This is a genomic window from Pseudomonas sp. LBUM1662 (assembly GCF_059695915.1).
Genome location: NZ_CP166793.1, coordinates 486,319 through 511,461, shown reverse-complemented (window position 1 = coordinate 511,461; position 25,143 = coordinate 486,319). Strand labels below are relative to the sequence as shown.

The 25,143-nt window shown below is 61.8% G+C and carries 26 protein-coding genes; 22 read left to right on the top strand and 4 right to left on the bottom strand.

Annotated elements, in window-relative coordinates; all coding sequences use genetic code 11:
- The first annotated feature begins 222 nt into the window (after window positions 1-222).
- Complete coding sequence (gene trxC, locus ACA049_RS02295) at window positions 223-657, top strand: thioredoxin TrxC (RefSeq protein ID WP_497332804.1); 435 nt, start codon at window positions 223-225, stop codon at window positions 655-657.
- A gap of 130 nt (window positions 658-787) precedes the next feature.
- Here the strand turns inward: trxC and ACA049_RS02290 are convergent, their stop codons facing one another.
- Window positions 788-1,558 (bottom strand): ParA family protein, encoded by a 771-nt coding sequence (locus tag ACA049_RS02290; protein WP_219093459.1) that lies wholly within the window; start codon window positions 1,556-1,558, stop codon window positions 788-790.
- Window positions 1,559-1,915: 357 nt separating this feature from the next.
- Between ACA049_RS02290 and ACA049_RS02285 the strand changes: the two genes are divergently transcribed.
- The 20 genes from ACA049_RS02285 to ACA049_RS02190 are packed head-to-tail and all read left to right on the top strand — an operon-like array spanning window position 1,916 to window position 19,697.
- Window positions 1,916-2,641 carry a beta-ketoacyl synthase chain length factor gene (locus tag ACA049_RS02285; RefSeq protein WP_497332802.1) on the top strand — a complete coding sequence of 242 codons (726 nt, stop codon included), beginning with the start codon at window positions 1,916-1,918 and terminating at the stop codon, window positions 2,639-2,641.
- The gene (locus ACA049_RS02280) at window positions 2,617-3,426 is read left to right on the top strand and encodes a lysophospholipid acyltransferase family protein (protein WP_497332800.1); all 810 of its coding nucleotides are present in this window, start codon (window positions 2,617-2,619) and stop codon (window positions 3,424-3,426) included. The genes ACA049_RS02285 and ACA049_RS02280 overlap by 25 nt, the downstream gene beginning before the upstream one ends.
- Window positions 3,407-3,667, top strand: coding sequence for a phosphopantetheine-binding protein (locus ACA049_RS02275; protein WP_497332798.1), 261 nt, complete (start codon window positions 3,407-3,409; stop codon window positions 3,665-3,667). The genes ACA049_RS02280 and ACA049_RS02275 overlap by 20 nt, the downstream gene beginning before the upstream one ends.
- A gap of 9 nt (window positions 3,668-3,676) precedes the next feature.
- Window positions 3,677-3,931 (top strand): acyl carrier protein, encoded by a 255-nt coding sequence (locus tag ACA049_RS02270; RefSeq protein WP_007992314.1) that lies wholly within the window; start codon window positions 3,677-3,679, stop codon window positions 3,929-3,931.
- On the top strand, window positions 3,928-4,473 hold the full coding sequence (locus tag ACA049_RS02265) for a COG4648 family protein (RefSeq protein WP_497332796.1): 546 nt from the start codon (window positions 3,928-3,930) through the stop codon (window positions 4,471-4,473). Before ACA049_RS02270 ends, ACA049_RS02265 begins: the two co-directional genes overlap by 4 nt.
- Window positions 4,470-6,152: an ApeI family dehydratase gene (locus ACA049_RS02260; RefSeq protein ID WP_497332794.1), complete on the top strand. Its 1,683-nt coding sequence runs from the start codon at window positions 4,470-4,472 to the stop codon at window positions 6,150-6,152. Before ACA049_RS02265 ends, ACA049_RS02260 begins: the two co-directional genes overlap by 4 nt.
- Window positions 6,153-6,205: 53 nt before the next feature.
- The gene (locus ACA049_RS02255; protein ID WP_497332792.1) at window positions 6,206-6,940 is read left to right on the top strand and encodes a glycosyltransferase family 2 protein; all 735 of its coding nucleotides are present in this window, start codon (window positions 6,206-6,208) and stop codon (window positions 6,938-6,940) included.
- On the top strand, window positions 6,937-7,884 hold the full coding sequence (locus tag ACA049_RS02250; protein WP_497332790.1) for a lysophospholipid acyltransferase family protein: 948 nt from the start codon (window positions 6,937-6,939) through the stop codon (window positions 7,882-7,884). The genes ACA049_RS02255 and ACA049_RS02250 overlap by 4 nt, the downstream gene beginning before the upstream one ends.
- Entirely contained in the window at window positions 7,865-9,409 is a 1,545-nt protein-coding gene (locus tag ACA049_RS02245) for an HAL/PAL/TAL family ammonia-lyase (protein WP_077747625.1), read from the top strand. The genes ACA049_RS02250 and ACA049_RS02245 overlap by 20 nt, the downstream gene beginning before the upstream one ends.
- On the top strand, window positions 9,402-9,827 hold the full coding sequence (locus tag ACA049_RS02240; protein ID WP_403103193.1) for an acyl-CoA thioesterase: 426 nt from the start codon (window positions 9,402-9,404) through the stop codon (window positions 9,825-9,827). The genes ACA049_RS02245 and ACA049_RS02240 overlap by 8 nt, the downstream gene beginning before the upstream one ends.
- Entirely contained in the window at window positions 9,824-10,426 is a 603-nt protein-coding gene (locus ACA049_RS02235) for an outer membrane lipoprotein carrier protein LolA (protein WP_497332788.1), read from the top strand. Before ACA049_RS02240 ends, ACA049_RS02235 begins: the two co-directional genes overlap by 4 nt.
- Window positions 10,410-12,749 (top strand): MMPL family transporter, encoded by a 2,340-nt coding sequence (locus ACA049_RS02230; protein WP_497332786.1) that lies wholly within the window; start codon window positions 10,410-10,412, stop codon window positions 12,747-12,749. Before ACA049_RS02235 ends, ACA049_RS02230 begins: the two co-directional genes overlap by 17 nt.
- Entirely contained in the window at window positions 12,746-13,906 is a 1,161-nt protein-coding gene (locus tag ACA049_RS02225) for a sodium:proton antiporter (RefSeq protein ID WP_497332784.1), read from the top strand. The genes ACA049_RS02230 and ACA049_RS02225 overlap by 4 nt, the downstream gene beginning before the upstream one ends.
- On the top strand, window positions 13,893-15,140 hold the full coding sequence (locus tag ACA049_RS02220; protein ID WP_497332782.1) for an NAD(P)/FAD-dependent oxidoreductase: 1,248 nt from the start codon (window positions 13,893-13,895) through the stop codon (window positions 15,138-15,140). The genes ACA049_RS02225 and ACA049_RS02220 overlap by 14 nt, the downstream gene beginning before the upstream one ends.
- The gene (locus ACA049_RS02215) at window positions 15,137-15,619 is read left to right on the top strand and encodes a hypothetical protein (RefSeq protein WP_497332780.1); all 483 of its coding nucleotides are present in this window, start codon (window positions 15,137-15,139) and stop codon (window positions 15,617-15,619) included. The genes ACA049_RS02220 and ACA049_RS02215 overlap by 4 nt, the downstream gene beginning before the upstream one ends.
- Window positions 15,616-16,812, top strand: coding sequence for a beta-ketoacyl-[acyl-carrier-protein] synthase family protein (locus ACA049_RS02210; RefSeq protein ID WP_497332778.1), 1,197 nt, complete (start codon window positions 15,616-15,618; stop codon window positions 16,810-16,812). The genes ACA049_RS02215 and ACA049_RS02210 overlap by 4 nt, the downstream gene beginning before the upstream one ends.
- Window positions 16,809-17,267 (top strand): hotdog family protein, encoded by a 459-nt coding sequence (locus ACA049_RS02205; protein WP_497332776.1) that lies wholly within the window; start codon window positions 16,809-16,811, stop codon window positions 17,265-17,267. The genes ACA049_RS02210 and ACA049_RS02205 overlap by 4 nt, the downstream gene beginning before the upstream one ends.
- Window positions 17,267-17,995, top strand: a complete 729-nt coding sequence (gene fabG / locus ACA049_RS02200; RefSeq protein WP_497332774.1) for a 3-oxoacyl-ACP reductase FabG — start codon at window positions 17,267-17,269, stop codon at window positions 17,993-17,995. Before ACA049_RS02205 ends, fabG begins: the two co-directional genes overlap by 1 nt.
- Window positions 17,995-19,221 (top strand): beta-ketoacyl-ACP synthase, encoded by a 1,227-nt coding sequence (locus ACA049_RS02195; RefSeq protein WP_497332772.1) that lies wholly within the window; start codon window positions 17,995-17,997, stop codon window positions 19,219-19,221. Before fabG ends, ACA049_RS02195 begins: the two co-directional genes overlap by 1 nt.
- Before the next feature lie 29 nt (window positions 19,222-19,250).
- Window positions 19,251-19,697, top strand: coding sequence for an excinuclease (locus ACA049_RS02190; RefSeq protein ID WP_497332770.1), 447 nt, complete (start codon window positions 19,251-19,253; stop codon window positions 19,695-19,697).
- Window positions 19,698-19,947: 250 nt separating this feature from the next.
- On the opposite strand, the gene ACA049_RS02185 is transcribed toward ACA049_RS02190, so the two are convergent.
- Window positions 19,948-20,844, bottom strand: a complete 897-nt coding sequence (locus ACA049_RS02185; RefSeq protein WP_497332768.1) for a LysR family transcriptional regulator — start codon at window positions 20,842-20,844, stop codon at window positions 19,948-19,950.
- Window positions 20,845-21,010: 166 nt separating this feature from the next.
- Here ACA049_RS02185 and ACA049_RS02180 point away from each other — a divergent pair, with 166 nt between their 5' ends.
- The gene (locus tag ACA049_RS02180; RefSeq protein ID WP_497336754.1) at window positions 21,011-22,237 is read left to right on the top strand and encodes an MFS transporter; all 1,227 of its coding nucleotides are present in this window, start codon (window positions 21,011-21,013) and stop codon (window positions 22,235-22,237) included.
- Window positions 22,238-22,401: 164 nt separating this feature from the next.
- Here ACA049_RS02180 and hemE read toward each other — a convergent pair whose 3' ends face one another.
- Both hemE and ACA049_RS02170 read right to left on the bottom strand, forming a co-directional pair.
- Entirely contained in the window at window positions 22,402-23,469 is a 1,068-nt protein-coding gene (gene hemE, locus ACA049_RS02175) for a uroporphyrinogen decarboxylase (protein ID WP_497332766.1), read from the bottom strand.
- Window positions 23,470-23,724: 255 nt separating this feature from the next.
- On the bottom strand, window positions 23,725-25,143 hold the full coding sequence (locus ACA049_RS02170) for an FAD-dependent oxidoreductase (RefSeq protein WP_497332764.1): 1,419 nt from the start codon (window positions 25,141-25,143) through the stop codon (window positions 23,725-23,727).

The following is a 25,143-nucleotide window of genomic DNA, read 5'->3' as shown; positions in this document are numbered from 1 at the left end:
CTTGATTTCGGAAAACACTCGCATGCAATTCCTTATCGCATTTTGCTATGGAAGAGTTAATCACAGGGATTTTTTATCGCAAGTTGCGATACCCCTAAGCAGACCAACGGTCTCACTCGTATCCTTCTCTCAGCCTAGTTTCACCACCAGACGCTGCACGATTGAAAATGTGAGCAGACGTCTCCACATAGAGATGATCGGCTTCTTTACAGGACCACCCTCATGACCGACCCACTCCTCATCCCCTGCCCCCACTGCAACGGCCTCAACCGCATCCCCGCCGAACGCCTCAGCGACCATCCAAAGTGCGGCCGCTGCAAGGCCGAGGTTCTGCTGAACAAGCCGTTCGAATTGAAGCAAGGCGATTACGCCAGTCAGATCAAGGGCGATCTGCCGCTGCTGGTGGACGTGTGGGCGGAGTGGTGTGGGCCGTGCAAGTCGTTTGCGCCGGTGTTCGAGCAGGCGGCGGGGCAATTGGCGGGTAAATGTCGGCTGGCGAAACTGGACAGTGAGGCGAACCAGCAATTGTCGGCGCAGCTGGGGATTCGCTCGATTCCGAGTTTGATTCTGTTCAGGAACGGCCGGGAAGTGGCACGCCAGAGCGGGGCGTTTCCGTTACCGCAGTTGATGAGCTGGTTGCGTAGCCAGGGGATTTAAGAACACCGCGAACCCAATGTGGGAGCGGGCTTGCTCGCGAATGCGGAGTGTCAGTCAACATTGATATCGACTGATACTCCGCATTCGCGAGCAAGCCCGCTCCCACATTGGTTCGGTGTCGTGGCGATAATCAGGCGTTTTCGAGCAGGTTGTGCAGCTCGACAAACTGCTGCGTCAGCTTGTGTCGCGGGTCGAGGTGGATCAACGGTGTATTGGCCTGGTGGGATTCACGCATCCGCACCGAACTGGTCAGGTACACCGGCAGCACCGGCAAACCTTCGGCGATCAGCTCGTCGAGAATTTGCTGCGGCAGGCTGGCACGGGCCTGGAACTGATTGACCACGATGCCTTCGACTTCCAGGCCTTCGTTGTGGTCTTCCTTTAATTCTTCGATCTCCGCCAACAGGCCGTACAGCGCCTGGCGCGAGAAGCTGTCGCAATCGAACGGGATCAGTACCCGGTCAGCGGCAATCAGTGCCGATACCGCATAAAAATTCAGCGCTGGCGGGGTATCGAGGTAGATGCGGTCGTAATCCTCCCCAAGCTCCTCAAGCAATTTACGCAGCTTGTTGATCTTGTGTTTAGCCTCAAGCTTGGGCTGCAAGTCGGCCAACTCGGCGGTCGCGGTGATGACATGGAGGTTTTCGAACGGCGTTTCGTAGATATCGACCTGGTTTTTCTTCGAGAACGGTCCCGATGACAGGGTTTGCTTGAAGAAGTCGGCGATACCCATAGGGATGTCATCCCCGGTAAGGCCCGTCAGGTACTGGGTGGAGTTGGCCTGGGCATCGAGATCCACCAACAGGGTGCGATAACCCTCGCTGGCGCTCACCGCCGCCAGATTGCAGGCAATGCTCGATTTGCCCACGCCACCTTTCTGATTGAACACCACGCGCCGCATGTGAAAAACCTCCGTGTATCAAAGAATGACCGAGTGTAGTAGTCCACGGCGCTGCTTAGCTACCTCGTCGGCATGTGGACTACACAGTCAGCGACAATCTCTCAGTACCCAAACCGCCAAACCTGCCATTGATCACAGACAGAGCCGACAGACGGGCCCACCCTGATTGTGAATAATGGCCAATCGACAGCTTTTAACGGACAAACCAGTACATTTGATTGCGTAAAACGTAACCATCATTTGCTAGACGCCCGTCGCAACGGGATAATGCGCGCCACTCGGCGCCAAGCGCCACGTAAGGTAGTCCGCGTTTTTTTGCGACTCACCGCGTCAAGGAAGCCCGCAGGGGCGGGATGAATGTCTGTGATCAATTTCAACATCGCCCAATGGCGCGCATGGGCCCCTGGGCTCGAAAGCGTGGACGATTGGCAGGCGTGGAGCCGACAACCGGTCGTGCTTGAGCGCAGCGATGCCGCCCCCGACGTGTCTTTTCTGCCGGCCATGCAGCGTCGCCGGCTCAGCCGTCTGGCGCGAATGGCGTTCAGCGTCGGCTGGCCCCTGGCCGATGGTCGCCAGGACCTACCGTTGGTCTTTATTTCCCGTCATGGCGAAACACCCCGCACCTTCGAAATCCTGAGTGATCTGGCGGCAGAACAACCCTTGTCGCCGACACAATTCAGCTTGTCGGTGCACAACGCGATCATCGGCCTGTGGTCGATCATGCGCGATGAAACCAGCGAAATGACCGCACTTGCCGCTGCCGGTGACGGCCTTGAACACGGCATGCTAGAGGCTGCGGCGCTGCTTGCCGAAGGGGCGCCGGCCGTCTTGCTGATCGTCACCGAAGAACAACCGCCCGAGGCCTACTCGGCCTGGATCGACGACGTGCCGTTCCCTTATGCCGTCGGTCTGTTACTGACACCGGGTGCCGACTGGCAGCTGTCCCTGAACAGCACTTCGGATGCGTTGTCCAACGCCCACTGGCCCCATGCCCTGAATCTCTTGCGTACCCTGCTCGGCCAGCAGACCACCTGCCAACATGCCTGGAAAAATCGTGTATGGACCTGGCAACGCAGCCTGTAAGCGAAAAAAACCGCGACGCCTATTACTGGCGTCTGCTGGCGACCGCCGCGAGCTTCACCCTGTTCGGGTTGGGCGGGCTGTGCCTGCGCCTGGTGGTTTTCCCGTTGCTGAGCTGCCTGCCCGGCGATGCCCAGACTCATCGGCTGCGGGCGCGTAAAACCGTCAGTCGCTGCTTCTGGTTTTTTGTCCGGTTCATGGCCCGTACCGGCGTACTGACCTACGACATCCAGGGCGCAGAGAAGCTCGGTCGCCCGGGCCAGATGATCATGGCCAATCACCCGTCGCTGATCGATGTGGTGTTCCTGATCGGGTTGGTGCGCCACTCCAACTGCGTGGTCAAGCAAAGCCTCTGGGAGAACCCGTTCACCCGCGGTCCGCTACGCCGCACCGAATACATCAGCAACGACGGCAGCATGGACATGCTCGACGCCGCGGCCGACGCACTGAAAAGCGGCCAGACACTGATCATCTTTCCCGAAGGCACTCGCACCCAGCCCGGCGAACCGCCGGCCTTTCATCGGGGCGGCGCGGCAATCGCCCTGCGCGGTGCGAAAATCCTGACCCCGGTGATCATCAAGGTCAGCCCGACCACATTGACCAAGGCCGAACCCTGGTATCGCATCCCGAAACGTCGCGTGCACTTCAGTTTTCGGGTCGGGGCCGATATAGACCCACAGGCCTTTGCCGCGTATGGCCCCGCGCCTCAGGCTTCGCGCAAGCTTAACGATTATTTGCATTCTTACTTTATTAAGGAGCTCGCCGAAGATGAGCGATCTGCACCGTGACATCAAAGAACTGATCATCGACGCCCTGGGCCTTGAAGACATTAGCGCCGACGACATCGGCGATGACCAGACGCTGTTCGGCGAAGGCCTGGGCCTGGACTCGGTAGACGCCCTGGAACTCGGCCTGGCGATCCAGAAAAAGTACGGCATCAAAATCGACGCTGACGCCAAGGACACCCGTAATCATTTCAGTAACGTGGCGAGCCTTGCGGCGTTCGTCACCGCAAAACAGGCAGCTTGAGACCGGACCATGCAAACTCGTGATGACATTTTCAACACCCTGCGCGATGCCTTGGTCGAACTCTTCGAGCTGGACCCTGAGCGCGTGAGCCTCGAATCCAACCTGTATCAGGATCTGGAAATCGACAGCATCGACGCCGTCGACCTGATCGATCACATCAAGCGTCAGACCGGCAAGAAAATCGCCGCCGAAGAATTCAAGTCGGTGCGTACCGTCAGTGACGTGGTCGAGGCGGTCTACCGTCTGGTTCAACCGGCCGCATGAGTCGACTGATCGGCCTTGGCCTGCTGCTGGCGGGCCTGTTGTACCCCTTTGCGGTGTATTTCGGCATGGAACACTTTGCTCCGTGGCAGTTCGGTCTGCTGCTGGGCAGCCTGTGGCTGGCGCGGGCGCTGCTGGCTGCGCGTCGTCCGGGCAGCCTGTGGATGGCGATCACCGCGATTGGCTTCTGCCTGTTGCTGGCGTTGTTCGACAGCCCGCTGTTACTGCGTTGGTACCCGGTGCTGATCAGCGCTTTCATGCTCGGCCTGTTTGGCCTGAGCCTGAAAGCCGGACCGCCGATGGTGGAGCGCCTGGCACGCCTGCGTGAACCGCACCTGCCGGCCAGGGCGATTGTCTACACCCGCCAGGTGACCATCGTCTGGTGCGTGTTTTTCCTCTGTAACGGTTTGCTCGCCGCCGCCCTGACCCTGTGGGCGCCGCTGAGTTGGTGGATGTTGTACACCGGCCTGATTTCCTATGGATTGATGGGCCTGCTGTTTGCCATTGAATGGCTCATACGACAACGGGTACGAGGCCACCCATGAATTGGATAACACTTGAGCAGTTGGTGCTCAAGGCTCAGCCGGAGCGTGCCGTGACGGCCGATCCGGCGTTGAATCACGCACAGCTGTGCGAACAGGCACTCAGCCTCGCGGCCGGCCTGCAAGCCCAGGGCGTGCAGCGCATCGCCGTGCACCTTGAAGACGCGGCTGACCTGGCGATTGCCCTGCTCGGCGCCTGGCGTGCCGGGGTCAGCGTGCTGCTGCCTGCCGACCTGCAATCGCAGACTCGCCAACGCTGGTCGAGCGAAGTCGATCTGTGGCTGACCGATCAGGCCGATGATGCGCACCTTATCGATTATCGGCATGCGCCCCTGTCCCCCGCCGCACTGGATCTGGACACCTGCCAGCTGAGCCTGTGCACGTCCGGTTCCAGCGGCGAACCCAAGCGCATCGACAAGACCCTGCGTCAGATCGCCAATGAAGTCCGGGCGCTGGAACAGCTCTGGGGTGCCGACCTGGGCCAGGCATGCATCATCGGCAGCGTCGCCACCCAACACATCTACGGTTTGCTGTTTCGGGTGCTGTGGCCGCTGTGCGCCGGGCGCCCGTTCGTGCGCAAGCAACTGGCCTTCCCGGAGGACTTGCAACGCGCCAGCCGCGAATACCCGGCGTTTGCCTGGGTCGCCAGCCCGGCGCTGCTCAAGCGCATGGGCGACAACCTCGACTGGCCGGCCTTGAGCGCAGTTCGCCGAGTGTTTTCCTCAGGCGGAGCCTTACCGGCCGAAGCCGCGCAAAGCCTTTACCAACGCTTGCAACAATGGCCGACGGAAATCCTCGGCAGCTCGGAAACCGGTGGTATCGCCTGGCGTCAGGGTCACGATCTCTGGCAGCCGTTTGCTGACGTCGAGCTGAGTCAGGACAGCGAGGGCGCCCTGCTGATCGCCTCTCCCTACTTGCCCGCCGGCCATATCGAACACACCGCCGACGCCGCCCGAATCGCCGCCGATGGCCGATTCGAACTGCTCGGACGGCTGGACCGGATCGTCAAACTGGAAGAAAAACGTATCTCGCTGCCGATGCTGGAAAAGGCGTTGATGGCGCATGACTGGGTCGCCGACGCGCGCCTCGGTGTGGTCCAGGAAAACCGCGCCTCGCTGGGGGCGCTGCTGGTGCTGACGGATGCGGGCCTGCATGCCTTGCGCAATCAGGGCCGACGCACGCTTACCCAGGAATTGCGTCAGCACCTGAGCCAGCATTGCGAAGCCCTGGCCCTGCCACGACGCTGGCGAATGCTGCGGCAATTGCCCTTGAACGCTCAAGGCAAACTGCCCCAGGCCGATGTCGAAGCCCTGCTGCTGGCCCCCCGCCCGAACGCGCCGGAGGTGTTGAAGCAGGTCGAGATCGATGGCGAATGGAGCCTGCAACTGGCCGTTCCGCCAGACCTGGCTTACTTCAGCGGACACTTCCCGCAAACGCCGGTATTGCCCGGCGTGGTGCAGGTGGATTGGGCGCTGAGCCTCGGCCAGCAATTGATGAACCTGCCGGCCAGATTCGCCGGCATGGAAGTGCTGAAGTTCCAGCAACTGGTGCGCCCGGGCGATGAAGTCCAGCTGCACCTGCGCTTCGATCCGGAACGCAGCAAGTTGTATTTCGCCTATCGCAATGAAACCGCGACCTGTTCCAGTGGGCGGATTTTGCTGGAGGCAGCGCGCGATGCTTAAGTTTGGTGAGTGCTCGCGATGCAGACACCTCGGTTTTTCAGGGGTGCACATACATGCATAACCCCTGCGCAATCATCCCGGTCTACAACCACGAAACCGCGATCACCACCGTCGTCGACGCGCTGATCGCCAGTGGCCTGCCGTGCATTCTGGTGGACGATGCCAGCGATCAATCCTGCGCCAGGGTGCTTGACCAACTGGCCCAGCGTGAGATGGTCAACCTGATCCGCCTCGCCGCCAACCAGGGCAAGGGCGGAGCCGTCATGACAGGCCTGCGCGAAGCCTCGCGCCTGGGGTTCAGCCACGCCTTGCAGGTGGACGCCGATGGCCAGCACGACCTGCACGATGTCGCGATCTTCATCAAACAATCACGCGCTCATCCCGACGCGGTGATCTGCGGGTATCCGCAATACGACGCCAGCGTGCCAAAAGGTCGGTTGTACGCCCGCTACCTGACCCACGTCATGGTCTGGATCAACACGCTGTCATTGCAGATCCGCGATTCCATGTGCGGTTTCCGCGTTTACCCATTGCCACCGACCCTGGCGCTGATCGACTCGGCGAAGATCGGCAAGCGCATGGACTTCGACTCGGACATTCTTGTGCGCCTGGCCTGGCGCAATCTGCCGATGCAGTGGCTGCCGACCAAGGTTCATTACCCGCTGGACGGTGTCTCGCATTTCCGGATGTTCCACGACAATGTGCTGATTTCGAGCATGCACACCCGGCTGTTCTTCGGCATGTTGCTGCGGGCACCGGTGATCCTCTGGCGACGGTGGCGAGCATGAGCGGCAACGCAGACAAAGAACATTGGGCCGACCGCCAGGAGCGCGGCAGTTTCTGGTTGATGAAGCTCACCGCGTTCGGCGCCAAAGTGCTGGGCCGGAGGCTGCTGAGTCCGCTGCTGTACGGCATCGTTTTGTACTTTTTCCTGTTCGGGCGCAGCGCCCGTCGCAGCGCCTGGCAATACCAGCAACGCCTCGCGGACTGGAGCGCCCGGCCTGAATTGCGCCCGACCCACTGGCGAGTGTTCAGCCAGTTCATGGCCTTCGCCGATTCGATGCTCGACAAGCTCGACGTGTGGAACGGCAAGCTGAGCATCGAGCACATCGAAATCGTCGACCCGGCGCTGCTGCGCACTCAGCTGCGCGGCACGCGCGGGCAGATGCTGGTGGGCGCGCATTTGGGCAATCTCGAAGTCTGTCGCGCACTGGCGGAAATCGGCGAGAAAGTCACCATGAACGTGCTGGTGCACACCAAACACGCCGAGCAGTTCAACCGTTTGCTCGGCGAAGCCGGCGCGACCAATTTGCGGCTGATTCAGGTCAGCGAACTGGACCCGGTGATCATGCTGCAACTGCATGAACGCCTGGAGCGCGGCGAGTGGCTGGCGATTGCCGGTGACCGCGTTCCTCTGCATGGCGGGCGCAGCGTGACGGTTGATTTCCTCGGTCATCAAGCCGCGTTTCCGCAAGGGCCGTGGCTGCTGGCTGGCTTGCTGAAATGCCCGATCCATCTGCTGATGTGCCTGAAGAAACCGACGGGCCAATATCGAGTGACCCTTGAACCGTTTACCGAGGCCGTGGTGTGGAAACGCAGCGACCGCGAACAGGTCATTCATCAGTGGGCTTCCCGCTACGCCGAACGCCTGGGCCACTATTGCCTTGAAGCGCCCCAACAATGGTTCAACTTTTACCCTTTCTGGAAGACCGATGACGACGCCAACGCTTGAGCCGGTAACCTTCGGCGAACTCCCTTTGCGCATCGAAGACGTGCTGGCTGCGGCCAACCGTCAGGTGCCGACGCAGTTGCAAAGCGACCCTGCGTACCGCGAGCGCATTGCCAAGGGCGCGCGATTCCTCGATTCCCTGCTGGACAAGGAAGGCGTGATCTATGGCGTGACCACCGGCTACGGCGACTCCTGCGTGGTCGCGGTGCCGCTGCATCATGTCGAGGCGTTACCCCGTCATCTGTACACGTTCCACGGCTGCGGCCTGGGCAAACTGCTCGACGCCCAGGCCACTCGCGCCGTGCTGGCGGCGCGATTGCAGTCGCTGTGCCACGGCGTGTCCGGGGTGCGCGTGGAACTGCTGGAGCGCCTTCAGGCGTTCCTCGAACACGACATCCTGCCGCTGATCCCGGAAGAAGGCTCGGTGGGCGCCAGCGGTGATCTGACGCCGCTGTCCTACGTCGCCGCGACCTTGTCCGGCGAGCGCGAAGTGATGTTCCGTGGCGAAAGACGCCAAGCCGCCGACGTGCATCGCGAACTCGGCTGGACACCGCTGGTGCTGCGCCCGAAAGAAGCGCTGGCACTGATGAACGGCACCGCTGTGATGACCGGCCTCGCCTGCCTGGCCTACGCCCGCGCCGATTACCTGCTGCAACTGGCCACGCGCATCACCGCGCTGAACGTCGTCGCGCTACAAGGCAACCCGGAACACTTCGATGAGCGCCTGTTCGCCGCCAAACCGCATCCGGGGCAGATGCAAGTCGCCGCGTGGCTGCGCAAGGATTTGGCGATCGATGCGCCGACCGCACCGCTGCATCGCCTGCAAGACCGCTACTCGCTGCGTTGCGCACCGCATGTCCTCGGCGTTCTGGCCGACAGCCTGAACTGGCTGCGCTCGTTCATCGAGATCGAACTCAACAGCGCCAACGACAACCCGATCATCGACGCCGAAGCCGAACGCGTTTTGCACGGCGGTCATTTCTACGGCGGCCACATTGCGTTCGCCATGGACAGCCTGAAAAACCTGGTGGCCAACGTGGCCGACCTGTTGGACCGACAACTCGCCCTGCTGGTGGATGAACGTTACAACCATGGCTTGCCGAGCAACCTGTCCGGCGCCACCGCTGACCGCGCGATGCTCAATCATGGCTTCAAGGCCGTGCAGATCGGCACCAGTGCCTGGACCGCCGAAGCGCTGAAAAACACCATGCCGGCCAGCGTGTTCTCGCGCTCTACCGAGTGTCACAACCAAGACAAAGTCAGCATGGGCACCATCGCTGCTCGCGATGCGATCCGTGTGCTGGAGCTGACCGAACAGGTCGCCGCCGCCACGCTGCTGGCCGCCAACCAGGGCGTGTGGCTGCGCAGCAAGGCCGAGGACGCGCGTCCACTGCCGCCAGCGCTGGCGGCCATGCACGAAGAATTGGCCAAGGACTTCCCGCCGGTCATCGAAGACCGTGCGCTGGAAGGCGAATTGCGCCTGTGCCTGAAACGTATCGCCGAGCAACACTGGAGGTTGCATGCGTAGCAAGGGAGTGCTTCACACCGATACGGAAATCCTCGTGCCGTTCTTTGATGTCGACACCATGAACGTTGTCTGGCACGGCCATTACGTCAAATACCTGGAAGTCGCCCGTTGTGCGCTGCTGGACAAGATCGGCCACAACTACACGGCCATGGTCGAGTCGGGTTACGCCTGGCCAGTGATCGACCTGCAATTGCGCTATGTGCGCGGCGCCGTGTTCGGTCAGAAGCTGAATGTGCGGGCCAATCTGGTGGAGTGGGAGAACCGTCTGAAGATCAATTACCTGATCAGCGATCTACAAACCGGTGAACGCCTGACCCGCGCCAGCTCGGTGCAGGTCGCCGTCGACATGAGCAGCCGCGAAATGCAGTTGGCCTCGCCGAAGATCTTCACCGATGCCGTTGAAAGGATGCTGGCATGAACCCGTTTTTCAAATACCTCGGCGCATTGGCGCTGCTCGGATTGTCATCGATTGCTCACGCCTTCGATTTGCAACAACTGAGCGATCAACTGGCCAAACCCGATGTAATCCACGGCAACTTCATCCAGGAAAAACACCTGCGCGCCTTGCCCAAGCCGCTGACCAGCAAGGGCACCTTCGTCCTCGCGAAAAACCACGGTTTGCTGTGGCTGCTGAAAACGCCGCTGCAACAGGATTACCGCATCACCGGCAAAGGCATTGCCCGACGTGACGCCAGCGGCTGGCAAATGCTGCCGAGCAAAAGCGCCGGCGCCGAGCAGAACCGTTTGTTCCTCGCTGTACTGCAAGGCGACAGCAGCGGATTGCAACGGGACTTCGAACTGTCTCTGAGCGGCGACGCGCAGAACTGGAAACTGACGCTGATCCCGCGCTCATTGCTGCTCAAACAAGTGTTCAACCAGATCAACATCACCGGCAGCGAATTGGTGCACAGCATCGAACTGCTGGAAACCCAGGGCGACAGCACGCTGTTGCGCATGCAGGACAGCACCAGCACACAACCATTGAGCGACGCGGAGCAGCATGACTTTGCCGAGTGAACGCAGGCTTCCGTGGCTGTTTCTGATCCTGCTGCTGGCGGTGCTCGCGCTCGCCGGTTGGCAATGGCGCGACGGCGCACCGCTGTCGGCCAACCTGATGGAACTGGTGCCGGGCACCGCGCCGGACGCACTGGAATTGCGCGCTGAACAACGCATGCAAGAACCGCTGAACCGCGAAATGCTGGTGTTGGTTGGCCATAAAGATCGCCCGCAGGCCATCGCCATGGCGCAGAAACTCGGCGAGCAGTGGCAGGCCAGCGGTTTGTTCGAGAAGGTCCAGTGGAACCTGCAAGCCGACTTGCCCGCCCTGCGCACGCAACTGCTGCAAGGCCGACTGGCGATGCTCTCGACGATGGATCGCCAGCAGCTGATCGAACATCCCGACGCCTTTATCCAGCAGCGCGTGCAAGCGCTGTTCGACCCGTTCACCGGTTTCAGCCTGGTACCGAGCCAGGATGACTGGCTGGGCCTGACCGGGCGCATCCAGAACAGCCAGCCGCAACACGGCGCCGTGCAACTGGACATCGGCAGCGGTGCGCTGGTCGCCGATGCCGACGGCAAGAGTTGGGTGTTGCTGCGGGCAAAAACCACGGGCAACGCCTTCGACATGAGCCTGCCGCTGCAAGTGGCCGGCCTGCTTGAACACAGCCGCGAAGAAGCCGCCCAGGCCGACGTGCAACTGCTCGCCGCCAGCGGTTTGCTCTACGCGGCCAACGGTCAGCAACAAGCCACCCGAGAAATGACGTGGGTCGGTGGCGGCGCCACTGTCGGCATTCTGTTGCTGCTGTTGCTGGCCTTCCGGCGCTGGCGGGTGTTGCTCGCTTTCGTTCCGGTTTTAGTGGGCATGCTGTTCGGTGCGGTGGCCTGCGTGGCGCTGTTCGGTCACATGCATGTGATGACATTGGTGCTGGGTTCGAGCCTGATCGGCGTGGCCGTCGATTACCCGCTGCATTACCTGTCGAAAAGCTGGAGCCTGAAACCCTGGAACAGCTGGCCGGCGTTACGCCTGACCCTGCCGGGCCTGACGCTGAGCCTGATCACCAGTTGCATCGGCTACTTGGCCCTGGCCTGGACGCCGTTCCCGGCCCTGACCCAGATTGCCGTGTTCTCCGCCGCCGGGCTGCTCGGTGCCTACCTGTCAGCGGTGTGCCTGCTGCCCGCGCTGCTCAAGGGTGTGAACCTGCGACCGGCGCGATGGCCGCTACGCGTCAGCGAGTGTTTGCTGAACCTGCGCGAGGCGCTGCTCAAACACGTGAGCACGCCGGTGTTGCTGGCGCTGCTGATTGCTTTCTGCGTCGGTGGGCTGTTGCAGCTTGAGAGCAAAAACGACATCCGCCAGTGGATCGGCGCACCGCAGCAGCTGACTGACGAAGCCCGGACCATTGCGCGCATCACCGGTTATCAACCGACCAGCCAGTTCTTCCTGGTGCGTGCGGCCAATCAGCAGGAACTGCTCGAACGCCAGACCGCGCTGAGCGAGCGGCTGGATCAGTTGGTCAACCTGGAAAAACTCCAGGGTTACCTGTCTTTGAATCAATTGGTCAGCCAACCGAGCGAGCAGCGCAAAGTGCGCGAAGCGTTGAGCAAGTTGCCGCAGTTCTGGCAGCCCTTGCTCGACCTCGGCGTGCCGGCAGAAGCGCTGCAGGCGGAGCTTGCAACGTTGCAGGCGCTGCCCGTCGAAGACATCGACGCCGCGCTGGTCGGGCCGCTGGCGGAACCTTATCGCGCCCTGTGGCTGGGGCAGACCGATGACGGTGTGGCGGCGATGGTCAGCCTGCAAGGCCTGAACAACCCTTCGCTGCTGCGCGTTCAGGCGCTGGATTTGCCGGGGGTCGAACTGGTTGACCGTCTCAGTGAACTGAACAACGTTTTCGCCGCGACACAGATCAGCGCGGCAGAGCTGAAACTCGCCTCCTGCGTGTTGATCGTGCTGGTGCTGATCCTGCCCTTCGGCTTCGGTGGTGCGTTGCGCATTGTCTCGCTGCCGTTGCTGGCCGCGTTGTGCAGCCTGGCCAGCCTCGGCTGGATGGGGCAACCGCTGACCCTGTTCAGCCTGTTTGGCCTGTTGCTGGTGACGGCCATCAGCGTCGATTACGCGATCCTCATGCGCGAACAGGTCGGCGGCGCCGCCGTGAGCCTGCTGGGCACCTTGCTGGCGGCGGTGACCACGTGGCTGTCGTTCGGTTTGCTGGCGGTGTCCAGCACGCCGGCGGTGAGCAACTTTGGTCTGTCGGTGAGCCTCGGCCTGGCCTTCAGCTTCATCCTGGCGCCGTGGGCCGGGCGCCAAGTGCATGCCGCCGCCGTCGTGGAGCCCGCAGCATGATGATCGCCCTGTTTTGGCTGATGGCCCTGGCGATGTTCGCCATGGCCACCCGTGCAGGTCAGCGCTTCGGCCTGATCCCGATCGTCAGCCAGTTGCTGCTGGCGACCTTCGGTTTGCCGCTGCTGATGTATTTCTGGATCGAGCCGGGCTGGCAACTCAGCGGCGCGGAACTGATCTCGCCGGTGTGGCTGAAAAACCTCTACAGCCTCGGTTTTGCCTTGTTGCTGGGCAACATCCTCAGCGATGTGATCGACCTGCAGCTGGATCGCCAGAGCCTGAAAATCGCCCTGCCGAGCTTTTGCATTCCGTTCGCCTGTGGACTCGTTACTTCGGTCTGGCTGTTGCCGCCACAACCGTGGATCAGTTCGCTGGCGGTCGGCCTGGTGTTCGCCATCACCGCCATTCCGGTGCTGTTTTTGTACCTGCGCCACATCAACTACCCGCCCGCCGCAACACGGCGCCTGGTGCAAACCGCGATCCTCATCGACCTGACGTGCTGGACGCTGTTCGGCTTCGCCCAAGGCAGCCTGCACCTGAGCAGTCTGCTGTTGCCGCTGGCCGGCGCCTGTCTGCCGCTGCTCCTGCGTTTGCTGGGTTTGCGCCAACCGTTGCTGCACAGCGGCTGCTTCTTCGCGCTGCTGGTGGTCGCCGAACACTTCAAGCTCAACGCGCTGATTTTCGGCATCGGTTATCTGCTGTGCATGGCCGCGCTGAAAGTGCCACTGGGGTTGCCGTTGCCGGCGATCTGGATGAACCGTTTGCAAACCTGGATCGCCATCCCGCTGATCCTCACCTTCGGCATCGTGCAGATCAATGTCCACGCCGCGATGGCCAGCCTCGGCTGGGTGCAATTGGCGGCGCTGCTGCTGTTGCCGATTGCCAGCAAGCTGCTGGGCAACTGGCTCGGCCTCGGCTGGGCCGGCGCGTCGTTCGAAGGCGCCAGTCGCTGGCGCGAAAGCCTGCTACTGAATATTCGCGGGTTGAGCGAGATCGTCTTTCTCAACCTGCTGCTGCAACAACAGCTCATCAGCCCCGCGCTGTACTTCGCGCTGATGGTGATGGGCCTGATCGCCACACTGCTGCCGGCACTCGCCGGCATGCATCAAACCCCTTTGAATCTCGCCGCCCCGGCAAGGAGCCCCCGTGCCAACAGTTGAAATGGAAAGTCGCCAGGTCGTCGTGATTGGCGCGGGTCCTTCGGGCGCCATCGCCGCCGCGCTGCTCAAGCGCAAAGGCCACGACGTGCTGATGATCGAACGCCAGCACTTTCCACGGTTTTCCATCGGTGAAAGCCTGTTGTCGCACTGCCTGGATTTCGTCGAAGAAGCCGGCATGCTCGATGCCGTGAATGCCGCCGGGTTCCAGATGAAAAACGGCGCCGCATTCGCCTGGGGCGAGTACTACAGCGCCTTTGATTTCGGCGACACCTTCAGCAACGGCAAGCCGACGACTTTCCAGGTGCAACGCGCCGACTTCGACAAACTGCTGGCCGATCAGGCTGCGCTGCAAGGTGTCGAGGTTCGTTATGGTGAAGCCATCGTCAGCGCCGATTTCGACTTGCCGAAGCCGCAGCTCGATGTGCTGCGCGAAGACGGCAGTCAGTACCGCGTCGAAGCTGATTTTGTGCTCGATGCCAGCGGCTACGGTCGCGTGCTGCCGCGCCTGCTGGACCTTGAAGCACCGTCGAATTTCCCGGTGCGCCAAGCGGTGTTCACCCACGTCGAAGACCATATCGACAGCCCGACCTTCGAGCGCGAAAAGATCCTCATCACCACCCACCCGATCCATCGCGACATCTGGTTCTGGACCATTCCGTTCAGCAACGGCCGGTGCTCGGTGGGCGTGGTCGCGGCCGCCGAACATTTCGAAGGGCGCATGGAGAATCTGGACGATTGCCTGCGCGGTTTCATCGCTGAAACCCCAAGCCTGGAAGGCGTGCTGAAAAACGCCGTGTGGGACACGCCGGCGCGCACCATCGGCGGCTACTCGGCCAACGTCAAAACCTTGCACGGCCCGGGGTTTGCGCTGCTGGGCAACGCCGCAGAATTCCTCGACCCGGTGTTCTCCTCCGGCGTGACCATCGCCATGCGCTCGGCGAGCATGGCCGCCGGCGTCTTGCATCGGCAACTGCAAGGTGAAAGCGTTGACTGGCAAACCGAGTTCGCCGCACCACTCAAACGTGGCGTCGACACCTTCCGCTGCTACGTCGAAGGCTGGTACGCCGGGACCTTCCAGGATGTAATTTTTCATCCGGGCAGCTCAGCGGACATCCGCCGCATGATCAGCGCAATCCTCGCCGGTTATGCCTGGGATGAGCGTAATCCGTTCGTCAGCGAACCCAAGCGTCGGCTCCGCGTGTTGTCGGAACTTTGCGCAAGAGATGTCACATGATTCGTTACCTGCTTCTGGGCTGCCTCCTGCTGCTGAGCGCTTGCGCCAGCCAGGCGCCGCTGCCCGGGCAAACCGACAACCTGCCGTTGCCGCAGCAGTTGCACATTCAGCGCTTGCTGGCTGATCAGCGTCAGGACTGGGTGCTGGTGATTGCGCGCGAAGGCCCTGGCATTCGCTGGTCGATGATGGACTTGCTGGGCATTCCGCAGGCACGCCAGAAACTGATCGATGGCCAGTGGCAGGCCGACGGCCTGTTGCCGCCGAATCCGGAAGCCCGGGAGTTGTTCGCCGCCTTACTGTTCGCGCTGACCCCGCAAGGCGAGTTGCAGGGCAACTACCCCGACGCCTGGCAACATGGCTCGCAACGTTCCCTGCCCGCTCGCTGGGACGTACAGTACTCGCAACCACTGAGATTCGAGTTGAACCTGCCTAAAGGTCCGAAGTACCTGGTCACGCCTCTGAGCGGTGAAACGCCATGACTGCCTACCTGAATGCCCTCGGGGTGATCTGCGCCCTGGGTCGCGACAAACAGGAAGTCGCCCGCAACCTGTTTGCCGGCGATTGCTCCGGCATGCGCAGCGAGTCTGGCTGGGTGCCGGAGCGGTCGTTGCCGGTGGCGGCGGTGCGTGGCGAACTGGCGCCGATCCCACCGGAACTGGCCGAGCAAAGCAGCCGCAACAACCAACTGCTGCTGGAAGCCGCGCTGCAAATTCGCGACGAGATTGATCAAGCGATCCAGACTTACGGCCGCGATCGAATCGGCGTGATCCTGGGCACCAGCACCTCGGGCATCGATGAGGCCAGCCGTGGCCTGGCCCATTACATCCGTGAACATGAATTCCCCGCCGACTACGACTATCAGCAGCAGGAGCTCGGCGCACCGGCCAACTTCCTCGCCGACTGGCTGCAATTGAGCGGCCCGGCGTATGTGATCTCGACCGCCTGCACCTCAAGTGCCCGGGCGTTGATGAGTGCCCAGCGCCTGCTGGACCTGGGCATGTGCGATGCCGTGCTGTGCGGTGGCGTCGACAGTTTGTGCAAGCTGACCCTCAACGGCTTTTCGGCGCTGGAAGCGGTGTCCGAGCAGCGCTGCAACCCGTTTTCGGTCAACCGCAACGGCATCAATATCGGCGAAGCCGCCGTGCTGTTTCTGATGAGCAAAAAGGCCGGCGACAGCCAACCGATTGCCTTGCTCGGCAGCGGCGCGAGTTCCGATGCGCACCATATCTCGGCGCCGGAACCAACCGGCCGGGGTGCCCTGCAAGCGATGAGCAAAGCCCTGAGCCGCGCAAATTTGCAGACCGAACACATCGGCTACCTGAACCTGCACGGCACCGCGACCCAACACAACGACGCAATGGAAAGCCTGGCGGTCTCGGCCCTGTTCCCGCATGGCGTGCCCTGCTCTTCCACCAAACCGATGACCGGCCATACGCTCGGCGCTGCCGGCGCCCTGGAAGCGGCGTTCTGCTGGTTGAGCCTGAGCGCGGGCAACCGGGAAAGCCTCTTGCCGCCCCACGTCTGGGACGGTCAGCCCGACCCCGACTTGCCGGCGTTGCAGTGGGTGACCCCGGCCGATCGCCTGACGTCCATTGCACCTCGCTACCTGATGAGCAATTCGTTTGCCTTCGGTGGCAACAACGTCAGCCTGATTATCGGAGACGCCCCATGATTGACTGGCCGCTCGCCGAGCTGCTGCCGCACGCTGGCGACATGATCCTCATCGATCAGATCCTGGCGTTCGATGACGAGCAGATTCACACCCGCCTCACCGTCAAGCCCGGCGGCCTGTTCAACCGTCCCGACGGCAGCCTGCCGGCCTGGGTCGGCATCGAACTGATGGCCCAGAGCGTCGCCGCCTACGCCGGTTGCCATGCGCGCCAGCGCGGTGATGCGGTGGCGCTGGGCTTCCTGCTCGGCACCCGTAAATTCGAATGCAACGTGGAACACTTCCCCGCGGGCACCGAGCTGACCATCCACGGCATACGCTCGCTGGAAGACGACAACGGCATGGGCGTGTTCGAATGCCACATCAACGCCCCCGGCATTCACGCCACCGCCCGTCTGAACGTGTTCCGCCCGCCTCAGGCCGCCCAATACCTTCATGAATCCCAAGGAGCCCAGTGATGACTGAGTCCGTACTGGTCACCGGTTCCAGCCGTGGCATCGGCCGCGCTATCGCGTTGCGTCTGGCCCAGGCCGGACACGACATCGTGCTGCATTGCCGCAGCGGCCTGGCCGACGCCATCGCCGTTCAGGGCGAAATCCAGGCGCTGGGACGCACAGCACGCGTCCTGCAATTCGACGTCTCCGACCGTGCCAGCTGCAAAGCCATCCTCGAAGCCGACGTGGAAGCGCATGGCGCCTATTACGGCGTAGTGCTGAACGCTGGCCTGACGCGTGACGGTGCTTTCCCGGCGCTGAGCGAGGATGATTGGGATGTGGTGATGCGCACCAACCTCGACGGCTTCTACAACGTACTGCACCCGGTGATGATGCCGATGATCCGGCGTCGTGCGGCCGGGCGGATTGTTTGCATCACCTCGGTTTCCGGGTTGATCGGCAATCGCGGGCAGGTCAACTACAGCGCCTCCAAGGCCGGTTTGATCGGCGCAGCGAAAGCGTTGGCGATCGAACTGGGCAAGCGCAAAATCACCGTCAACTGTGTCGCACCCGGCCTGATCGACACAGCCATGCTCGACGACAACGTGCCGGTGGAAGAACTGATGAAAATGATTCCCGCACAGCGCATGGGCACCCCGGAAGAGGTGGCCAGCGCGGTGAATTTCCTGATGTCGGCGGAAGCGTCGTACATCACCCGGCAGGTTCTGGCCGTCAACGGAGGCCTGTGCTGATGAAGCGCGTCGTCGTCACCGGCATGGCCGGCATCACCTCACTGGGCAGCGACTGGGACACCATCGCCGGCAACTTCGCGGCCAACCGCAGCGGCATTCGGCGGATGGACGAGTGGGATCGGTTCACCGAACTCAACACGCGCCTGGCCGGGCCCATCGACGACTTCAAAGTCCCGAGCCACTGGACCCGCAAGCAGCTGCGCAGCATGGGCCGGGTTTCGCGCCTGGCCGTTGGCGCATCAGAACAGGCGCTGGCCGATGCCGGACTGTTGGGTAACCCGATCATCAAGGACGGGCGCATGGGCGTCGCCTGCGGCTCGTCCACCGGCAGCACCGACGAGATCAAAGCGTTCGGCAACATGCTGCTCAACTCGGTGGCCGAGGGCCTGAACGCCAACTCCTACGTGCGGATGATGCCGCACACAACCGCGGCGAATATCAGCATCTTCTTCGGCCTCACCGGCCGGCTGATCCCGACCTCCAGCGCCTGCACCAGCGGCAGCCAGGGCATCGGCTACGCTTACGAATCGATCAAGTTCGGCCGCCTGCCGCTGATGCTCGCCGGCGGCGCCGAAGAGCTGTGCCCGACCGAAGCCATGGTCTTCGACGCGCTCTACGCCACCAGCCTGAAAAACGATGCCCCGCAAACCAGCCCGCGCCCGTACGACAAAGACCGCGATGGCCTGGTGATCGGTGAAGGCGGCGGCATGCTGGTGCTTGAAGAACTCGAACATGCGTTGGCGCGCGGCGCGCACATCCATGCCGAACTCGTCGGTTTCGGCAGCAACGCCGACGGCCAGCACACCACCCGTCCAGAACAGGTCACCATGCGCCGGGCCATGGAACTGGCGCTGGAAGACGCCGGGCTGCAGCCGTCAGACATCGGTTACGTAAACGGTCACGGCACGGCTACAGAACAGGGCGACATTGCCGAAACACTGGCAACCAGCGCGTTGTTCGGCGAACACATGCCGATCAGTTCGCAAAAGAGCTTCCTCGGTCACACCCTGGGTGCCTGCGGTGCACTGGAGTCCTGGTTCAGCATCGAAATGATGAACCGCGACCTGTACGTCCACACGTTCAACCTCGACGAGGTCGATCCGCACTGCGGCAAGCTCGACTACCTGCGCGGCGAATTCCGCCAGATGAGCAACGAATACGTGATGAACAACAATTTCGCCTTTGGCGGCGTCAACACCTCGTTGATTTTCCGTCGCTGGTCGTAACCGAACTAATCCGGGTCAAGGAGACCTCCATGCACTTCAAGAAACTCGCCGCTGCCGCCACCCTGCTGATCTGCGCCGTTCCGGCCGTCAGCCAGGCACGTGATACGCCGGTGTACCTGCCATTCGACAAAGCTGTGGCCGAAGCCACCCGCACCGGGAAAATCGACGGCAGCGTGAAGTTCTACCTGGCCGGCAACACCCCGGCCGGCAACGTCACCGTCATCAGCGCCGGTTCCGTGACCAACAAAAAAACCAACGCCTTCAACAAGTCCGACGAAGTCGCCTGCGAATGGGTCGCGCAATCGGCAATCATCAGCCTGCACCAGGCGGCGAAAAGCGCCGGGGCTAATGCGGTGACCAACATTGTCAGCTTCTACAAGAGCAATGAGCGCAAAGACGCCAAGACCTATGAATGCCACGCCGGGGCGATCATGGCCGGTGTTGCGTTGAAAGGGGATTTGGCGAAGGTTCAGTAACACTGGAAACGACAAAGGGCGCCTTTCGGCGCCCTTTCACAAACAGGTCGGCTTGTCATCGCCCTGTACCTGTCTGGCTCTGCGATGGCCGGTTGCCCAGGATCCTCAGAGTCTCACAAGCCCCTTTCGGGAACGGGAGGAGTATTGCGTGAAACGGAAACAGGGGCAACCACTGGCCATTCGCCTGACCGCGCCACTTCCAATGCCATCACACGCCAAGAGCATTGCGTTACGTTAAGTGTCCCTTCGCTCAAGCCCCTTCAACCTTCCTCGTCAACAAATCCACAAACGCCTTGGCCATCGGTGATTTCTGATCCTTGCGCTGCACCAGCCACACCGCCGACACCGCTGCCGGATCGAGCAACGGTCGGTACACCACGCCGTCAATGCGCATCCGCTGATAGGACGCCGGCAGCACCGACACACCCAGCCCCGCCGCCACCAATCCGATTATCGTCATCGCCTCGCCCGCCTCTTGCGCGAAGTGTGGGCTGAAGCCGGCATCACGGGCCAGGCTGAGCAACTGTGCGTACAGACCGCTGCCATAACTGCGTGGGAAAAATACGAACGGTTCGAGGGCCAATGCCGCAAGGAACAACCCTTCTTCACTGCCGTTGACCAGCGGATGTTTGGAGCTGAGCACCGCCACCAGCGGCTCACGCATCAGTTCCACGACGCTGAGTGAATCCGGCAGCCCAAGCGGTCGCATGATGCCGACTTCGATCGACTCATCCACCAGCGCGTCGGCCACTTGGGTGCTGCTCATTTCCCGTAGATTCAAATGCACCGCCGGGAAACGCTGGCGAAACGAGAAAATCGCCTGGGGAATGGTCGAGTTGAACGGCGCCGACGAGGTAAAGCCGATCTTCAGCTCGCCCAACTCACCGAGCTGCGCACGACGCGCCACATCAGCTGCTTTGTCGACCTGTGCCAACACCAATCGCGCTTCCTCCAGAAATAGCCGACCGGCCTCGCTGAGCTCGACCCGACGATTGGTTCGCTCGAACAACCGTGCGCCCACCTCTTGCTCCAGCGCCTGGATCTGCTGGCTCAGCGGCGGTTGCGAGATGCCCAACACTTGAGCGGCGCGACCGAAGTGCAGTTCTTCGGCGACGGCGATGAAGTAGCGCAGGTGACGCAATTCCATGAAAACTCCATTAGGTCGTAAAACCTATCAAACAGGTCGAACAATATATTGGATTGAATCATTAGGCAGCTATATGCTTTTTTCATTGCCTGACCGGCTGCGCCCTCCGAGGTCCGAAGTGAAAACTGCTGTCGCCCCCCTTGCCCATGAAGTTCCGCCCGCTGCGGTGGACGATGTTGTCGCCGAATTGAAAGAGATCTACATCGAGAAAGGCACGCCGATGTTCATGCGCACGGTGCTGGCGCTGTTCTCCGGCGGCTTCGCGACCTTCGCTTTGCTCTACTGCGTGCAGCCGATGATGCCGCTGCTATCCCACGAGTATTCGATCAACGCGGCGCAAAGCAGCCTGATCCTGTCGGTGGCCACTGGCATGCTCGCCATCGGCCTGCTGATCACCGGCCCGATCTCCGACCGTGTCGGACGCAAACCGGTGATGGTCGCGGCGCTGTTCGCCGCCGCGCTGTGCACCATGGCCAGTGCGATGATGCCGAGCTGGCAAGGCGTGCTGGTGATGCGTGCGTTGATCGGCTTGTCGTTGAGCGGCCTGGCGGCGGTCGCCATGACCTACCTGAGCGAAGAGATCCACCCGCAGCACATCGGCTTGGCGATGGGGCTGTACATCGGTGGCAATGCGATTGGCGGGATGAGCGGACGCTTGATCACCGGCGTGTTGATCGACTTCGTCAGCTGGCACACGGCGATGCTGGTGATCGGCGGTCTGGCGCTGATCGCGGCGACGGTGTTCTGGAAAATCCTCCCCGAATCACGCAACTTCCGCGCTCGCTCGCTGCATCCGCGCAGCTTGCTCGACGGCTTCACCATGCACTTTCGCGACGCCGGGTTGCCGCTGTTGTTTCTTGAGGCCTTTGTGCTGATGGGCGCGTTCGTCACGTTGTTCAACTACATCGGCTACCGATTGCTGGCCGAGCCGTACGACATGGATCAGGTGTTCGTCGGGCTGCTGTCGGTGGTGTACCTGTCGGGTATCTACAGCTCGGCGAAAATCGGTTCTTTGGCCGACAAACTGGGCCGGCGCAAAGTGCTGTGGGCGACGATTGTGCTGATGCTCGCCGGCCTTGCCCTGACCATGTTCACGCCGCTGCCGGTGGTGATTATCGGCATGCTGATCTTCACGTTCGGCTTCTTTGGCGCGCACTCGGTGGCGAGCAGCTGGATTGGGCGTCGGGCGGTCAAGGCCAAGGGGCAGGCGTCGTCGCTGTACCTGTTCAGCTATTACGCCGGGTCGAGTATTGCGGGGACGGCGGGCGGGGTGTTCTGGCACTTGGGCGGATGGAACGGGATTGGGCTGTTTATTGGTGCGTTGCTGGTGATTGCGCTGTTGGTGGCGTTGAAGCTGGCGAAGTTGCCGCCGTTGGGCGGAGTGAAGGCCTGACCCAACCCCCCTGTGGGAGCGGGCTTGCTCGCGAAGGCGTCGTGTCAGTTGATATCAATGTTGCCTGACACACCGCCTTCGCGAGCAAGCCCGCTCCCACATTTGACCGAGTACACCAAACAAAAACGCCCGGCATAAGCCGGGCGTTTTTTATTGGGCGACGATCACTCGTGATACTGCGCCGACAACTCATGCACCGCACGCAGGAAGGCGCCAGCGTGTTCCGGGTCGACTTCCGGGGTGATGCCATGGCCGAGGTTGAACACGTGGCCGCTGCCTTTGCCATAGCTGGCGAGGATCCGGCCGACTTCGGCGCGAATGGCTTCTGGCTTGGCGTAGAGTACGGTCGGGTCCATGTTGCCTTGCAGGGCGACTTTGTTGCCGACGCGGTCACGGGCGTTGCCGATGTCGCAGGTCCAGTCCAGGCCCAGCGCGTCAGCGCCGGCGTCGGCGATGCTTTCCAGCCACAGGCCGCCGTTCTTGGTGAACAGGATGACCGGCACTTTGCGGCCTTCGTGTTCGCGGATCAGGCCGCTGACGATTTTGCGCATGTAGGCCAGGGAGAACTCCTGATACGCCGCCGCCGAGAGGTTGCCGCCCCAGGTGTCAAAGATCTGCACCGCTTGCGCGCCGGCCATGATCTGGCCGTTGAGGTAGCTGGTGACCGACTGTGCGAGCTTGTCCAGCAGCAGGTGCATGGCTTGCGGGTTGTCGTAGAGCATCGCCTTGGTCTTGCGGAAGTCTTTCGACGAGCCGCCTTCGACCATGTAGGTGGCCAGGGTCCATGGGCTGCCGGAGAAGCCGATCAGCGGCACTCGGCCGTTCAGTTCGCGGCGGATGGTGCTGACCGCGTCCATGACGTAACCGAGGTCTTTGTGCGGATCAGGAATCGGCAGGGCTTCGATGTCGGCCATCGTGCTGACGACTTTCTTGAAGCGCGGACCTTCACCGGTTTCGAAGTACAGGCCCTGGCCCATAGCGTCCGGGATGGTCAGGATGTCGGAGAACAGAATCGCCGCGTCCAGTTGCGGATAGCGGTCGAGCGGTTGCATCGTGACTTCGCAAGCGAACTCCGGGTTCATGCACAGGCTCATGAAGTCACCGGCCTTGGCACGGCTGGCGCGGTATTCCGGCAGGTAGCGACCGGCCTGACGCATCATCCACACAGGGGTGACGTCTACGGGTTGCTTGAGCAGGGCGCGAAGGAAACGGTCGTTCTTCAGGGCAGTCATGTCGGCATCCGGAAAAAAAGTGCGGGCATTTTCTCAGAGCGCGACGCAAAAGGCACGGTTGCAGGTCAGCCTTTTGTCTATCGGGTCAATTTGTCGCGGTGGAATGCGATGTTTGGCAACACCCTGAAACCAATGTGGGAGCGGGCTTGCTCGCGAAGACGGAGTGTCAGGCAACATCACTGCTGACTGACACTCCGTCTTCGCGAGCAAGCCCGCTCCCACATTTTGATCCCATTTCAGGTCAGGATCGGGGGATCAGACGCCCAGGTAATCCAGGATCCCTTCGGCGGCATTGCGGCCCTCGAAGATCGCCGTCACCACCAGGTCAGAACCGCGAACCATATCGCCACCGGCGAAGATTTTCGGGTTGCTGGTCTGGTGCTTGAATTTACCTTGTTCCGGGGCCACAACGCGGCCCTGGCTGTCGGTCTGGATACTGTGCTGTTCGAACCACGACGCCGGGCTCGGACGGAAACCGAAGGCGATGACCACGGCGTCGGCCGGGATGATCTCTTCGGAACCCGGGATCGGCTCGGGGCTGCGACGGCCACGGGCGTCCGGTTCGCCGAGACGGGTCTCGACCACCTTCACGCCTTCGACCTTGTCTTCACCAACGATGGCGATCGGCTGGCGGTTGTAGAGGAATTTCACGCCTTCTTCCTTGGCGTTCTTCACCTCTTTGCGCGAGCCCGGCATGTTCGCTTCGTCGCGACGATAAGCGCAGGTCACCGACTTGGCGCCCTGGCGAATCGACGTACGGTTGCAGTCCATCGCTGTGTCGCCGCCGCCCAGCACCACGACCTTCTTGCCTTTCATGTCGACGAAATCTTCCGGCGACTTTTCAAAGCCCAGGTTGCGATTGACGTTGGCGATCAGGAAGTCGAGCGCGTCATGCACGCCCGGCAGATCTTCACCGGCAAAGCCGCCCTTCATGTAGGTGTAGGTGCCCATGCCCATGAACACGGCATCGTATTCTTCGAGCAGCTGCTCGACGGTCACGTCCTTGCCCACTTCGGTGTTCAGGCGGAACTCGATGCCCATGCCGGTGAAGACTTCGCGACGATTGCTCAGCACGGTCTTTTCCAGCTTGAACTCCGGGATGCCGAAGGTCAGCAAACCGCCGATTTCCGGGTTCTTGTCGAACACCACCGGGGTCACGCCGCCGCGTACCAGCACGTCGGCACAACCCAGGCCTGCCGGGCCTGCGCCGATGATCGCAACACGCTTGCCGGTCGGGATGACCTTGGACATGTCCGGGCGCCAGCCCATGGCGAACGCGGTGTCGGTGATGTACTTCTCGACCGAACCGATGGTCACCGCGCCGAAACCGTCGTTGAGGGTGCAGGCACCCTCGCACAGACGATCCTGCGGGCACACCCGGCCGCACACTTCCGGCAGGGTGTTGGTCTGGTGCGACAGCTCGGCGGCCTGAAGGATGTTGCCCTCGGCCACCAGCTTCAGCCAGTTCGGAATGAAGTTGTGCACCGGGCACTTCCATTCGCAATACGGGTTACCGCAGCCCAGGCAGCGGTGGGCCTGATCGGCCGAATGCTGGGGTTTGAAGGGTTCGTAGATCTCCACGAACTCTTTCTTGCGTTGACGCAACAGTTTCTTCTTCGGATCTTTGCGCCCGACATCGATGAACTGGAAGTCGTTATTCAGACGTTCAGCCAT